Origin of the sequence: Halomonas sp. BDJS001 (assembly GCF_026104355.1) — a bacterium.
Classification (GTDB): Bacteria; Pseudomonadota; Gammaproteobacteria; order Pseudomonadales; family Halomonadaceae; genus Vreelandella.
Map to the genome: position 1 here is coordinate 4068669 of NZ_CP110535.1, position 14361 is coordinate 4083029.

13 protein-coding genes are annotated in these 14361 nt (G+C 56.4%); 6 read left to right on the top strand and 7 right to left on the bottom strand.

Features of this window, described 5'->3' with window-relative positions; translation table 11 throughout:
* Window positions 1-7: 7 nt before the first annotated feature.
* The 5 genes from OM794_RS18920 to OM794_RS18940 all read right to left on the bottom strand — a co-directional run bounded on the left by OM794_RS18920 (window position 8) and on the right by OM794_RS18940 (window position 3900).
* Window positions 8-208, bottom strand: coding sequence for a twin-arginine translocation signal domain-containing protein (locus tag OM794_RS18920; RefSeq protein WP_088701878.1), 201 nt, complete (start codon window positions 206-208; stop codon window positions 8-10).
* An 81-nt stretch (window positions 209-289) separates the two neighbouring features.
* Complete coding sequence (locus OM794_RS18925) at window positions 290-904, bottom strand: molecular chaperone (protein WP_226246895.1); 615 nt, start codon at window positions 902-904, stop codon at window positions 290-292.
* A gap of 4 nt (window positions 905-908) precedes the next feature.
* Window positions 909-2636, bottom strand: a complete 1728-nt coding sequence (locus OM794_RS18930) for a 4Fe-4S dicluster domain-containing protein (protein WP_226246894.1) — start codon at window positions 2634-2636, stop codon at window positions 909-911.
* Window positions 2637-2836: 200 nt separating this feature from the next.
* Entirely contained in the window at window positions 2837-3463 is a 627-nt protein-coding gene (locus OM794_RS18935; RefSeq protein WP_226246893.1) for a DUF3306 domain-containing protein, read from the bottom strand.
* Window positions 3460-3900, bottom strand: a complete 441-nt coding sequence (locus tag OM794_RS18940) for a DUF3305 domain-containing protein (RefSeq protein ID WP_226246892.1) — start codon at window positions 3898-3900, stop codon at window positions 3460-3462. Before OM794_RS18940 ends, OM794_RS18935 begins: the two co-directional genes overlap by 4 nt.
* A 117-nt stretch (window positions 3901-4017) precedes the next feature.
* Between OM794_RS18940 and OM794_RS18945 the strand changes: the two genes are divergently transcribed.
* The 5 genes from OM794_RS18945 to OM794_RS18965 are packed head-to-tail and all read left to right on the top strand — an operon-like array spanning window position 4018 to window position 8868.
* The gene (locus OM794_RS18945) at window positions 4018-4905 is read left to right on the top strand and encodes a formate dehydrogenase accessory sulfurtransferase FdhD (RefSeq protein WP_226246891.1); all 888 of its coding nucleotides are present in this window, start codon (window positions 4018-4020) and stop codon (window positions 4903-4905) included.
* A complete protein-coding gene (gene mobA, locus OM794_RS18950) occupies window positions 4902-5525 on the top strand; it encodes a molybdenum cofactor guanylyltransferase MobA (RefSeq protein WP_226246890.1) in 624 nt (207 codons plus the stop codon). The genes OM794_RS18945 and mobA overlap by 4 nt, the downstream gene beginning before the upstream one ends.
* Entirely contained in the window at window positions 5522-6793 is a 1272-nt protein-coding gene (gene glp / locus OM794_RS18955; RefSeq protein ID WP_226246889.1) for a gephyrin-like molybdotransferase Glp, read from the top strand. Before mobA ends, glp begins: the two co-directional genes overlap by 4 nt.
* Entirely contained in the window at window positions 6790-7842 is a 1053-nt protein-coding gene (gene moaA / locus OM794_RS18960; RefSeq protein ID WP_265153966.1) for a GTP 3',8-cyclase MoaA, read from the top strand. The genes glp and moaA overlap by 4 nt, the downstream gene beginning before the upstream one ends.
* A gap of 3 nt (window positions 7843-7845) precedes the next feature.
* Window positions 7846-8868 (top strand): CobW family GTP-binding protein, encoded by a 1023-nt coding sequence (locus OM794_RS18965; protein WP_226246888.1) that lies wholly within the window; start codon window positions 7846-7848, stop codon window positions 8866-8868.
* Here OM794_RS18965 and OM794_RS18970 read toward each other — a convergent pair.
* Entirely contained in the window at window positions 8865-11573 is a 2709-nt protein-coding gene (locus OM794_RS18970; RefSeq protein WP_226246887.1) for an EAL domain-containing protein, read from the bottom strand. The genes OM794_RS18965 and OM794_RS18970 overlap by 4 nt on opposite strands.
* 206 nt (window positions 11574-11779) lie before the next feature.
* Between OM794_RS18970 and OM794_RS18975 the strand changes: the two genes are divergently transcribed.
* Window positions 11780-12682, top strand: coding sequence for a LysR family transcriptional regulator (locus tag OM794_RS18975; protein ID WP_226246886.1), 903 nt, complete (start codon window positions 11780-11782; stop codon window positions 12680-12682).
* Between the two features lie 36 nt (window positions 12683-12718).
* Here OM794_RS18975 and OM794_RS18980 read toward each other — a convergent pair whose 3' ends face one another.
* Window positions 12719-14236, bottom strand: a complete 1518-nt coding sequence (locus tag OM794_RS18980) for an NCS1 family nucleobase:cation symporter-1 (RefSeq protein WP_226246885.1) — start codon at window positions 14234-14236, stop codon at window positions 12719-12721.
* Window positions 14237-14361 lie beyond the last annotated feature (125 nt).

Consider the following 14361-nt stretch of genomic DNA (forward strand, 5'->3'; position numbering starts at 1 on the left):
TCCGCCGTCAGTCACGCAGCGAGGCGTAATAAGCACGGACGTGATCAGTCTCACGGTAGTTAACCGACTGTTTTTCGTTTTTAACCGGGGCCGTTTCGGCCTGGGCCAGAGTGACATGGCCGACAGCCGCTGCAGCGCCAGCAGCAGCGGTTCCCAATCCAACGGTTTTCATAAACCGGCGGCGCTCAGCGTTGTGTGACGGTTGCATGGGTTTCTCCTCTTGCATGCTTTTTATGCGGGTCTTTTTATGCTGTTTTTTGCTTTTGCTGTTTCTTTTATGAAGCCTGCGTTACGGCTCAAGAATACGCACTGGCGTATGGCCCGCATCAACCCTCAAGCGAGCCTGTTCACTCTCCATAAAAGCGCCACCCAACTGCCCCAGCGCTGCATAGAAAGCGGTGTCTACCTGCCCAAGGTCGGCAAAACAACTGGCCGCCCAAGGGGCTAAATGTTGGTCAAAGAAATAGCGCTGCTCGGCGCTTTCGGCGTCAATCAGCATCGCCATCACTTCACACAGGGCCGCCAAATGATCTTCAGGATCCCGAGTATGCCCACTGCGTTCAAAACCGAGCACTTTTAGGTCTTGGCGCAGCGCCACCAGCGCCGCTTCCATCAATTCGCCGTTGCGGTACCAGGAGGCATAGGGCACTACCTCACCTTGAATTACACCAACCAGGTGGCGAAAGTGCGCTCGCTGCAGTCCCTCAGTATTCGTACCGTTGGCGGCGTCAGCCAACGCCTGCCAGCACTCTGCCAAGCGGCTGCCATCTTGCTCGATAGCTAGCTCAGCCAACCAGTCGAGTAGCTCAGTATCCGGCGGTTGGCGCAGCAGCGTGGCTAACAGCCGGTAGATATCGGCGCGTAGCGCATCGGCTTCTTTGAGCGTGGGCAGTGCATCCGTCATCGGCTTATACCTTCAGTTGCGCATCAGGGTCGCGAATCATGGTTTTCCAGACATCTTTAACCCGGCAGTCTTCGCACATTTCCAGCCGGATCATCGCATCACCGGCAAAGTAAGGGTGATTAGCCAACTTCTGTTTAATGGTCGCTACCGTACTGACGGTGGCAAACGGCTTACCACAGCTAATGCACTCAAACGCCGCCTCTTCATGACAGATATGGCGCGCTTCGCGGGCACTGGATGCCAGGAAGCCGGGCATCAGGGTAATCGCATTTTCCGGGCAAGCCTGCTCGCACAAGCCACACTGCACACAGTCCGCTTCCAGGAAGCTCAGCGCGGGTGTTTTGCCACCCGACTTAAGCGCCGGGGTCGGGCAGTTGCTGACACAGGCGTGGCACAGTGTGCAGGCATCGCTATCGACCTGAATGGCTCCGTAGGCAGCACCAACCGGCACTTTAGCCCGCTCGCCGCTGGGCTTGCCCAACTCGGCCAGGCGCGCCAGCACACGGTTCAAACGTGTACGCTTTTCTGGCTCAGGTAGGCTCAGCGGCGCCTCTGTCAATGGCGTGAGCGCCGGTAGCGCATCACGCCCTGCATCATCGGCAATCTCGATCAGCTTTACGCGAGCGCAATCATGGCCCAAGGCGCCCAGCAACGCATGAGCTTGGGCAACCTGATCGGTCAAAAAAGCGCTCAAGCGGGCAGGCATATTGGGGTGAAGCTGGATACGCACTTCGGCTGCGCCAGCGGCCAGGGCGGTTAGCCACTGGTCGTGACCGGCGGCGCCCAGCTCTTCTAGCGGCGCGTCAATGACATGGCCTGCGGGCACGACACCCGCGGCGCGCTCAGCGTCCTGGGAATCATGGGTAATAAAGCGCAGCACCGGTGCTTGGCCGCCCGCTGCGCGGTAGGCGCTAAGCCACGCGGAGAGGGTATCTTGTTGGCGGCGGGTTTCAGGCAGGCGGAATTCGATAGCGCCAGTGGGACAGGCGCTGGTGCAACTGCCGACACCTTGGCAGAGAAACGGATCAATCTCGATATGCGACTCAATGCGCCCTTTAATGCTGGAGATGGCATCCGCCGGACAGACGTCCAAACAGCGGGTGCAGCCAATATTGCCGCTAGTGGAGTGGGCACATAAGTCGCTATTGACCTGGAAATAACGCGGCTTGTCGAACTCGCCCACCAACCCGACAAAATCGTCGAGAGTATCGTTGCGCTGCTCAACGTTATGCCACTGCATCACTACATAACCTGGCGGGGGTAACTCAACGGGCAGGCGAGGAGTGGTATTTAAATCCAGGATGAGATCGAACGCCTCTCGCTGGATCAACGCACGGGCAAGGTCAAGCGGCTCATCACCACCAATCATCGCTTTGAACATGCCCAAATGGCCGCTAATGTGCAGCTTTTCGGTCTGGACAGTCGTTAGCGGCTGGGTGGTGAGGATCTCGGTCGCAGCGAGCAAATCGCTATCCGGCATCTCTTGGTCAATATCTGCGGCGTTGGGCGCGGTAAAGAGCAGGGTCAATGAAGCCAAACCACGCCCTTGTAGAGTACGTGCGGCCTGCCGGGTATCGCGCTCACTGCCGAGCAGCAGCGCATGACCGCGGCTGTGATAGGTCACGTTGGCAGGCGTCAGGTTCGCGGGCCAGGAGATACGCTGGCGTACCGTCTCCCGAGCCTCGGCGTTACGCTGGTCGTCTAGGGACGCCAGTTGGATTCGTTGGTTCATGCGCTCTCACGGTCAGGTGAATAATTCTTATTATAATTTTGAGTTATATTATTTAACTATTGTGGCATAACAATGCGTTGACGCTAAGTTCAGCCTATGGCGAAATCCATAATTTGCCAACCTGGTTACCGTCAACGCTGCCAACGCTGGGAAGCCATCTGACTACCAAGATATTGATTTATATAGACTTAACGTTGATCTCATGTTTTCGTCTTAGTGCCAGATAAATAATCAGACTGGTCGTCTAGCGGCGCATTTTTTACAGCGTTGTCGCTGTCAGCGCAAGACATTGAGGACGCTTCCTCTAATGTAACTGCTTGCTCATGTGTCTGCTCGTCGGCTGTCAACGCTTGTGGAGACTCGGGTTCGGCGTGCTCCAGCGACTTATCAACGACCTCTTCCACTTTATGTGTCCAACGGCGTAGTGTGCTTGCGAGCTCCGAGCTCATGGGCTTCAACAGTTTGTTGTAGTCAGCATCGTAGTCGTCCAGACCGTCCCGAACGTTGTAGTTACCCGTGGCCCACAGTCGCTTCAAGGCCTGTCTGCGTAAAGGGCCGCTTACCCCTGGCGCCATAAAAGCGCTAAAGTCGCTGCCTGCTTCCAATGTCGTTGGGTCAGGCAAGGTATGGTCGAGACTACCGGGCTCTGGTTCCCGTTCTGGCGCTTGCGGTGTGTCAGTTGGCTGTTGCGGCTGCTCGGTCTCATTATAAGCCGCCGCATTCGACTCTGCAGACGTTTCATCACTTGTGGGTGCGTCCGCGGGAGATACGTCTTCTTGCGTTGGCACATTACGCTTAAGCCGCGACCAGCGCTCTAAACGACTCATTCTGGCTGCTCCTTGGTGGGCGTCTCTTTGCCGCGCCCTGCCCCTTTGCGTTTCTTCTTACGCATTTCCAGCGGTGCTTCGCCGTGGCGTGCGAGATAGCTCTCAATCCAGACCTGAATCGCCATGGGCATTGGCGCTTCGAGCACCTGCTGTTCGCCATCCATCCACCCCGCCGCCACATCCTGGCTGGCGGTGATGGCGTCAGGTTGTGGGGGTTGCCCGGTGAACCCAGCCCGCACAAATAGCCGCGGGGTGGCGGAGGTTAAGTTAAAGCGGTAGGCAGCACGCTCGGTCATCGACAGCTGTAGGTTAAGCACATGCTCGCCCTGATCAGACAGCGCAAGCTCAGCAATGCGCCACTGGGTTAGGCTAAAGCGCCCCACCTGCTTGGCTTCGGCAATCAAGGCAATACTGACTGGGCGTAGGTTATCACTCATAACATCAGACCTTTTGCCATCAACGGATAGCGCTTGAATAGGTAGACAAGTAAGCCTCCACGGCGCCATCATCGTCAACCCTGTCGTTTTGCGAGAACCGTTTTGCGAGGATTAGCCATGCCCGCCCTTCAGCCCACTCTTCAGTTAAGCCGAGCCCGCTTGCCTGCCACCACCGAGATCAGCATCGTTGATGAGTATGGCGATGCCCGCCAGCAGGCGATCGCCGCTGAAAGAGCGTTGACGGTGTACCTCAACAAACGTGAAATTGTCACATTGATGACACTGGGCGACGACCCCGAAGCCTTGGTCGTTGGCTATCTGCGCAACCAGGGGCTGCTGCGTGCAGCTAACGATTTACAGGCAGTGCAGGTCGACTGGGACGTCGAAGCGGCAGTGGTGATTACCCGCCATCTGCCCGAGGATCTGGAAGCTCGGCTAAGCACCCGCACGGTGACCACTGGCTGCGGCCAGGGCACGGTTTTTGGTAAACTGCTCGACCAGACCGCCCTCACGACACTGCCGGATACCCTATTGGCACAATCCACGCTCTATCAATTGCTGCAAAACCTCAATGCCTATAATGAAACGTATCGCAGTGCGGGTGCAGTGCATGGCTGTGCGCTCTGCCATCAAACCGAGGTGCTTGATTTTGTTGAAGACGTCGGCCGGCATAACGCGGTGGATACCTTGGCGGGGCGACAGTGGTTACAGCAGGCAGACAGTGCCAAGGCGGATATCTTCTACACTACTGGGCGGCTGACGTCTGAGATGGTGCTGAAAGTGGCCCAAATGGGCATTAGCGTGCTGGTATCGCGCTCGGGTGTTACCCAGAAAGGCGTTGAACTGGCCGAGCGTTTTGGGGTGATGCTGATCGCCCGCGCCAAAGGCCGTCACTTCCAGGCGATCAATACCCAAAACCGTTTAGCGCTGGACGCGATCCCGTCTCGGCCATCCCATGCCCGTTCATCTCAAGAATATCGTTCATCAACGAAGGCAAGCTCATGATCCCCACTCACGACCTCACTGGCATGATTCTCGCTGGCGGCGAAGGGCGCCGAATGGGCGGCCGCGACAAGGGGCTCGAACCTTTTGCAGGCCTGCCGCTAGTCGGCCATGTGGTCAAGCGCCTTGAAGGCCAGGTGGCCGAGCTGGTGATTAACGCCAATCGCAATGCCGACGCTTACCGCTTTTTCGCTGATCGGGTCATTGCTGATGCTGAAGATGGCTTTAAAGGTCCGCTGATGGGTATCTATAGTGGCCTGCGTGCGGCAAAAACCCCCTGGCTGTTAGTGGCTCCCTGCGACTCCCCCGCCCTACCCGATGATTTAGTCGCCCGCATGGTGGCAGGCATCGCCTCAGAGAGCGGCGAGCATGACATCGCCGTGGCCTTTGATGGCGAACGGCTGCACCCGGTGGTTGCCCTGCTGCGCACGTCACTGGCCGATGACTTGGCCAAGACCCTTGCCGGGGGCGAGCGCAAAATTGACCGCTGGTACGCTCGCCACGACTGGTGCAAGGTCGATATGTCGGACTGCCCCGACGCCTTTGCCAATCTCAATACCGAAGAGGAGAAGCTGCGCCTGGAGAAGGCCGTCATGGGCTCACCGAGCAAGGAGGTGAAATGACCCTCTCCTGCTTTGACCTGGGCGAACAGATGATTAGCGTGGACGAAGCGCGCCAAGCGCTCGTCACCCTGATTGAACGCCCGCTGGGCAGCGAAAATATCCCTTTGGCGCAGGCCCATGGCCGCCGCTTGGCAGCAACCGTTCAAGCCCCCATTAACGTGCCGCAAAACACCAATGCGGCCATGGATGGCGTGGCGCTAGCCTTGCCTAAGAGAGGCGTTGGCGCCAAGCAAGCTCATTGGCCGCTGGCCGGTGAAGTGTTGGCCGGACAGTACCGTCGCGAGCTAGTACCTGCCGGACACTGTGTACGCATCACCACCGGCGCCCCTTTACCGCCGGGCACCGATACAGTGGTGATGAGTGAACAGTTGCGCGAATCGCTAGATGAGCAGCCAGCGCATGTGATCATTGCGTCGCCCGAACTTCTCAAACACGGCCAACACGTTCGCCAGGCCGGTGAAGATATAGCCATTGGTGACACGGCTCTGCCTAAGGGGGCACGGCTTGATGCGGCGTCTCTGGGGCTTTTAGCTTCCTTGGGTTATGCCGAAATCAGCGTTTGCCGTCGCCCAAAAGTAGCGATCTTCTCCACCGGCAACGAAGTCACTGCGCCTGGCGAGCCGCTACCCAAGGCAGGCATTTATGACGCCAACCGCTTTACGCTAATGGGCCTGCTAACCGAACAGGGAGCCGAGGTGATTGACCTGGGCATTCTGCCGGACGACTTAAGCGCGACGAAAGCGGCCCTGGAGAACGCCGTCCAGCAGAGCGATCTGGTGATCACCAGCGGCGGCGTATCGGTGGGCCAGGCGGATTTTACCCGCGAAGCATTAGAGCAACTGGGCCGCTTGGCCTTCTGGCGGGTAGCGCTGCGCCCTGGGCGACCTATGGTTTGCGGCTGGCTAGGTGCTACGCGCACACCGTTTGTAGGCTTACCCGGTAATCCGGTGGCGGTCATGGTAACCTTTCTACAGTTTGTAAAGCCGCTCCTGGATCGGCTTGATGGGCAACCATTGTCGCCACCCAATCGCCTTACTGCGATTGCCGACAACGCGTTAAAAAGCCGCTACAAACGCACTGATTTTATTCGCGGCGTCTACCATACTGATGAGCAAGGGCAGTTACACGTGCGTAGTACCGGCGCCCAGGGTTCGGGTATTTTAACCTCGATGGTGGCTGCTAACTGTTTGATTGAGCTTACCGATGACCAAGACGGCGCCCAACCAGGCGAGGTAGTCAGCATACAACCGCTAACGGGATGGCTATGAGCGAGCAACGAACCGCACCACAGCAATCTGGCCAACAGCAATCCACCCAAGTGCAAGCTGGCCAGCAACTGATCGATGACTTTGGTCGGCGCGTTAGCTACGTGCGTATCTCGGTCACCGATCGCTGCGATTTCCGCTGCGTGTACTGTATGAGCGAGGAGATGACCTTTCTGCCCCGCGCCCAGGTACTGACGCTGGAAGAGATCGCCATGGTCGCCCGTGCCTTTACCGAGCTAGGGGTGGAGAAGATTCGGCTGACTGGGGGCGAGCCACTGGTTCGTCGCGGCATTGAGCAACTGGTCGATGAGATCGGCGCTATGCCAGGTCTTAACGACTTCACCATGACCACCAACGGCGCCAGCCTGCGCAAGCACGCTAAGCAGCTTTACGCCAGCGGCCTGCGGCGGCTGAATATCAGCCTGGACTCCCTGGATGCGGAGCGCTTTAAGCAGCTCACCCGCACCGGAGATTTGGCCAAAGTAATCGACGGCATCCACGCCGCCCAGGAAGCGGGTTTTAAGCGTATCAAGCTCAATGCAGTGATCTTGAAAGGCCGTAATGACGACGAAGTCATCGACCTGGTCACCTTTGCCCGTCAGGAAAATCTCGATATTAGCTTTATCGAAGAGATGCCGCTGGGCGATGTCTCCGACCACTCACGGGCGGAAACCTTTTACTCCAGCGATGATGTTCAGGCACTGATTGAGTCCCGCTATCCGCTGACTCCCACGACCGAAACGACTCCTGGGCCGTCCCGCTACTTCAAAATGGCGGATAGCGATAGCCGGGTAGGATTTATTTCGCCCCATAGTCACAATTTTTGCGACACCTGCAACCGGGTACGCGTGACGGTTGAGGGTCGTTTGCTGCTCTGTCTAGGCAACGAGCACTCGGTAGATCTGCGCACCGTGCTGCGCCGCCACCCCGGCAATATGCAGGCGCTGAAAGAGGCCATCATCAATGCCCTGCCGCTCAAGCCAGAGCGCCACCACTTCACCACCGATGGTGATGTGCAGGTGGTGCGCTTTATGAATATGACAGGGGGGTAGTCGTTGGCAGTATCAGCAGGAGTGGAGAACAGAAAAGTGCCGGTGCATATCATCACGGGCTTTCTCGGCAGTGGCAAAACCACGCTTATCCACAGCCTGATCAAGCAGAAGCCTGTGGATGAAAAGTGGGCCATCCTGGTTAATGAGTTTGGTCAAATTGGTATCGACCAAGCCATGTTCGACGCCCGCGATGATGTGGTCATCAAGGGCCTGCCCGGCGGCTGCCTCTGCTGCCAGCTCGCCTTTGTTCTGCAAGCGGCGCTCATTAACCTGCTGGCACGCAGCAAACCCGACCGGGTCATCATCGAGCCCTCTGGCCTTGGCCACCCGGCGGGTCTGCTGGATCTTCTGTGTGGCGAGGCTTTTCATGAGGTAGTTGAGGTGCGCGACATTATTGCCACCCTCGACCCACGCCGGTTAGATGACGCCCGCGCTCGGCAGCACGACACCTTCCGCGACCAGCTCGATATGGCCGACGCCGTGGCGCTCACTATGCTCGACCAGAGCACGCCCGAACAGCTCAGCTCGGCCTACGCTTTTGTGGCTGAGCGCTGGCCGCCGCGAAAGTGGGTGCAGGAAGCCACCCAAGGCGAGCTGCCAATGTCACTGTTAGTGCAGAGCGGCAACGCCGAAGCAAGTGATATTAGCGTACCCGCCAGCCATCAACAGCTGGCGGCAACGCCCAGCATGGAGGGCTCGTTTTTTGACGTCCCTCCCCCTCCCGGTAAGCCCCAGCGAGAAACCGGCTCCTCTCTGGGTTACACCAGTACGGGGTTGCGTTGGCACCCAAGCGAGCGCTTCGACCTGGATAACTTGGCCGCCTGTTTGGGAGAGCTTCCCAGCGAGGCGCGCATTAAAGGCGTGTTTCATACCGATAGCGGCTGGAAACGCCTGAACCGCGCCGGAGGTACGCTCAGCGTTGAAAGCAGCGCGTGGCGGCAAGACTCCCGGCTGGAAGTTATCCTTCCCGATACGACCCCCGCTCCCGATATCGAAGGCCGACTCCGCTTGCTGACGCTGGGTTAATCGCCAGAAATCAATCTCTCAATGGCCGCAGCAGTGTCCGGACGCCCAAACAGATAGCCTTGATAAGCGTGGCAGTCGTGGGCCAGTAGCCACGCCTGCTGCGCTTTGGTTTCTACCCCCTCGGCAATAACCTCTAGATTGAGGCTCTCTGCCAGAACAATGGTACTCTCCACAATCGCCGCATTGGCCTGACTTTCCAGCACCTGCTGCACAAAGGATTGATCGATTTTAAGCTGATCCAGCGGCAGTTGGGCCAAATACGCCAGCGATGAGTAACCGGTGCCGAAATCATCCAGAGAGAAACGCACGCCACGCGCTTTCAGGGCGAGCATTTTATCCCGGGCGTCATCCCGCGCTTCCACAAACAGTGACTCCGTCACTTCCAGCTTTAGCTGTTGAAGCGGCGCCTGGGTACGCGCAAAAACCCCTTCTACTCGGGCCAGAAATTGCTCATCGCGAAACTGGAGCGGACTGATATTCACCGATATGGTCAATTGGCTTAGTCGGGGGTGCTGCGCCCAACGCGCTAATTGATAGCAGGCGTCCTCCAATACCCATTCGCCCACATCGTTTATCAGTTCATTGCTTTCCAGCAGCGGTATAAAGTCGCCTGGAGAGACCATGCCACGCTCAGGATGATGCCAGCGCAGCAGCGCTTCAACGCCAGTAATCGTTCCGTGGTGATCAACCTGTGGCTGGTAATAGAGCTGCCACTGCTGACTGGCCTGGGCTTGGCGCAGATCCGACTCTAACTTTACATGGGCCAATAGCGCTGCCTGCATTGAAGGATCAAAAAAGCAGACCCCGTGGCGACCATTGCTCTTAGCCTGAAAGAGCGCCATATCCACCTGCTGCAGATAGTCATCAACGCCGTACTCATTGCTCGCCATAATGGTAATACCAATGCTCCCCGTCACCATGATGCTCTCTTCGGCGAGCGTGATTGGCTCGTTAAGGGTTGCCAGCAATTTATAGGCGATACGCTCCACCAGCCGCGTGGTCTGAGCATCATTGCTATCCACGCCCTCAATTAAGACCGCAAACTCATCGCTCCCCAGCCGCGCCAAGGTGTCGGTATCCCGCAACATCTGGCCCATCCGTCGTGCAACGCTCTGTAGTACCTGATCTCCCGCATAGTGACCCAAGGTGTCATTGATTTGCTTAAAGTTGTCGATATCGATAAACAGTAGCGCTCCGCAACGCTGATGGCGCTGAAGCTCCTTAAGGGCAGTGCCCATGCGATCCATAAACAGTCGCCGGTTCGCCAACCCGGTTAGGGTGTCATAAAACGCCAGCTGATGGATCTCCTGCTCAGCGGCTTTACGCTCGCTGATATCGCTCATAGTGGCCACGTAGTGAGTTAAGGTGCCCTCATCACTGTAGACAGCACTTATGGTTAGCCATTCGGGAAACAGTTCACCATTCTTACGCTGGTTCCATATCTCGCCTTCCCAGTTGCCGGTCTTGATAACACGCTTCCATAAACGCCGGTAAAAGGTGGCATTTTGTAGGCCAGAGCTGAACATGCGAGGGTTGTTACCGACTATCTCGGCTTCGCTATAGCCAGTGATACGACTGAAGGTCTCATTAACCTTGAGTATGGTGCCCCGAGGATCGGTGATTAGAATGCCTAAATGTGTTTGAAAGGCGGCAGCGGCGATTTGCGCCTCGGCACGGGCCTGCTCACGCTCTTCAATGCGCTGGCGCAGTTGATGCGCCAACGCTAAACGGTTCAGGTAGTGGCGTACCCCCCAAGCGCCCAACAGGGCAATGACTGCCGTCACCAGCATTAAAATCAAAGCGCGCTGCCGCCAGGCGGAAAGCAGCTCGTGAAGGTCTACGCCGACCACGGCCAGCATGGGATACTCGCCCACCCTCAGCATGCGAAATAACCGCTTACGGCCATCAATAGGTGACTCAATGTTGATAGACCACGCTGACTCACCACGGGTTAACCACTCAGCCGTTTCAGGGCTCTCAATTTGACTGCCGATCGAAAATGGCGCGTCGGGTAGGGGGTACCGGGCAATAAATTTTAAACCGGGGTCGACCAGCGCAATGCTCTCGCCATCGTAGACACTCATCTGCTCAAGGGCGTCGGCAAAGACTTCGGGCATAATGCTGGAAATGACCACGCCTGCAAACTCACCAGACGAGGATTCTAATCGTCGGCCATGGTAGAGATAGTAGCGCTGATCACTGTCAGACCAGTACAGCGGAGTAATTAGCTCCTCCTGCCCTGGTTGCTTAAAGGCATTAAAAAACACCGTTTCGCTGATATCAACATCTGCTTTTCGGTTGCCGCGGCCGCTCGCCAATACTCGACCCTCAGCACTCAATACTGCAATTTCGTCCACCATGGGTACATACAGGGTCAGGTTTTCTAATGTGCGCTGAAGCGCCTGAGTATTGTCGCTATTAGGCATCCCTTGCAGAGCGAGTAGTTCCGCAAGCCCAAACAGGGCCTGGCCGCTTTGTGCAAATACCCCTTTTGCCCACTCATTGACCACGTTGGCACGGGCATTAATACGTGACTCGGCGGCCTCAATTTCTTGTTTATACTGTTCGCTCAGCAGCCAACCGAAAAGTACTCCCATAACAAGTAGTGCTAGCAGATATAGCGCAATCACATGGCGACGCTGTTGCCGATAAGTCTTGGTAGCTTTCAACACATCATCATTTACATTAATGGAGGTAGCGGACATCGCGCAGAAGCCTTATGCAGGTAACCCATGGGGACACCTGATAGAGTGTAAAAAGTAACCAGAAATACTATTAAAGCAAGCGCTGACACGCGGCTTTAGCTGAATAGTGCCGCGGCGCTTTTAGGATGTATATCAGTTTTTATCACCGTTAATACGTTGAAAAGCGTGACCTTATGTATTGATAGCCTACCTATCAGGGAATTGTTATGGCATCGCTGGGCCAGATGAGTGACTACGAGATACGTCTCATCCGTATTTTTAAGACAGTCGTTGAATGCGGCGGCTTTACCGCAGCGGAAACCACGCTGGGCATCAGTCGCTCGGCGATTAGCCAGCACATGAACGATCTGGAGGGGCGGCTGGGCTTTTCGCTCTGCCAGCGTGGGCGTGGCGGGTTTAGTTTAACCGAAGAGGGCAAAGAGATTTATCAGGCAGGGTTAACGCTACTTACCGCGCTTGAAACGTTTAAAAGCGATGTTAACGCGCTACATCAAACGATTAAAGGCGAGCTGAATATCGGTATCACCGATAATCTGGTGACACTGCCCGCCATGCATGTCACTAATGCATTGACGGAGCTTAGCGCAGCGGAGCATGAGGTAACGCTGCATATTCATATGGAGCCATCTGACGCGGTCATCCGAGGCGTGATGGATGGCCACCTGCACGTCGGCGTCGTGCCTGCGGTGAACCTGCCCACCAGTTTAGAAGCGCGCCACCTGTATGATGAGCCATCGTATCTTTACTGCGCGGCGGGCCATCCGCTGTTTACCGAGGATGATGACATGCTCAGTGGTGAGGATATCGCCCAGCACGCCGCTATTTCCCCCCGCTATCCGTTACCGGTTGAGGCGCGCCAGGCGCATGATGTGCTCAGCCTGCGTGCTTCGGCATCTGATCGCGAAGGCGCCGCCTTTTTGATTCTTACCGGGCGCTTTATCGGCTTTCTACCTGAGCATGTCGCAGCCCAGTGGGTGGCTGCGGGCAAAATGCGGGCGCTGCATACCGATACGCAGCACTACCGCATCCCCTTTGTACTGATTACCCGTCATGATCGCCGCCCTAACCGGGTTGTTGATGCATTCTTGCGTTTCATCAAGAGCAGCTAAAATAGAAAGCCCGGCACGAAGCCGGGTTTCAACTGTTTAGCGCTGCTCGGCTGCCTCCTTGGCCATTATCGGTGCAGGCCCCGCCTGAGGCGATGACGCCAGCACTTGGCTGGCAACAAAATATACGATGGCCCCCAGCGCCGAGCCGGTGAACCAGCCGTAGTCGTAGAACCAGTTCATGGTGCCGGTTAATAGCGATAGTAACGTCAGTGCCACGGGCACACCGAAGGCGATGAAACCAGCGACATTCACCGCAGGATAGGCATGGCTATCCATGTACAGGCTCGGCACATCCAAACGCTGCTTTTTAATCAGAAAGTAGTCCACCGCCATAATGCCCGCGATAGGGCCTAGCAGGCTTGAGTAGCCCAACAACCAGTTGGAGTACATCTGCTCCAGAGACACGCCAGGTGGAATGATCCCCGCTTTTTGCAACAGATCATAGCCCATCAGCAGCACGCCCACGGCGCCCGTTAAAAGTACGCCGCGCGTCTGATTAATCAACTTAGGCGCAATATTCTGAAAATCGTTGGTGGGTGAGACAATATTTGCGGCGGTATTGGTAGAAAGGGTTGCGATGATAATTAACAGCATCGCCAGCACGACCCAAAATGGGCTATCGATCATTCCGATCAGATTGACCGGGTCGGCAACGGTTTGGCCCACCAGCGTCTCGGAAGCAGCGGTTAACACCACGCCGAGGGCGGCAAAGAAAAACATCGTCAGCGGCAGTCCAATCACCTGGCCGACGATTTGGTCTTTTTGGCTTTTGGCAAAGCGACTGAAATCAGGAATATTCAGCGACAGAGTGGCCCAAAAACCCACCATGGCGGTTAAGCCCGCGAAGAAGTAGCCGTATACCGATGCCCCTTCAGGCCGCGACGGCGGCTGCGCCAGCAGCTCAGTCATCGACATATGCGGCCATGCCCACACCATCAGGCCAAACCCGACTGCCAACAGCAATGGTGCCGCCAGCGTCTCCAGCCATTTAATCGACTCTGCCCCACGAATCACCACATAGAGATTCATCGCGCCGAAGACAAAAAAGCCAATCACTTCACCTACACCGCCAAGCGCAGCCCAAGCGGGAATCAACTCAGACAGCAGCAAGTGAATAGCCAACCCGCCAAACATGGTTTGGATACCAAACCAGCCACAGCCAACCAACGCGCGCACCAGGCAGGGTACGTTGGAGCCTAAAATACCGAACGAGGAGCGCAGCACGACTGGGAAGGGAATACCAAACTTGGTTCCAGGAAATGCATTTAAAGTGAGAGGAATCAATACGACCACGTTGGCTAAGAGAATGGCGAACAGCGCTTCCCCTACGCTCAACCCAAAATAGGCGGTTAATACCCCGCCTAGCGTGTAGGTGGGTACGCAGATCGACATGCCTACCCACAGCGCTGCAATATTCCACTTGCTCCAAGTACGCTCGCTGGCCCGGGTAGGCGCAATATCCTCATTAAAACGCGTGCTGTTGCGTACATCGTCCCCTACATCAAGCTCAATCAATCCGCCTCGATCCACCATCTGAGAGGTTGTTTCGGTCATTTTTTTATCTCCTCAGCATTGCGTTGTCCATCACTCCCACAGTCAGTGGAACTGTTCAAAAAGACGCCTAGAAATCATGGCTGTTAGAAACCATAGCTTTAGAAAACAAGCAATAAGTGTGCCCA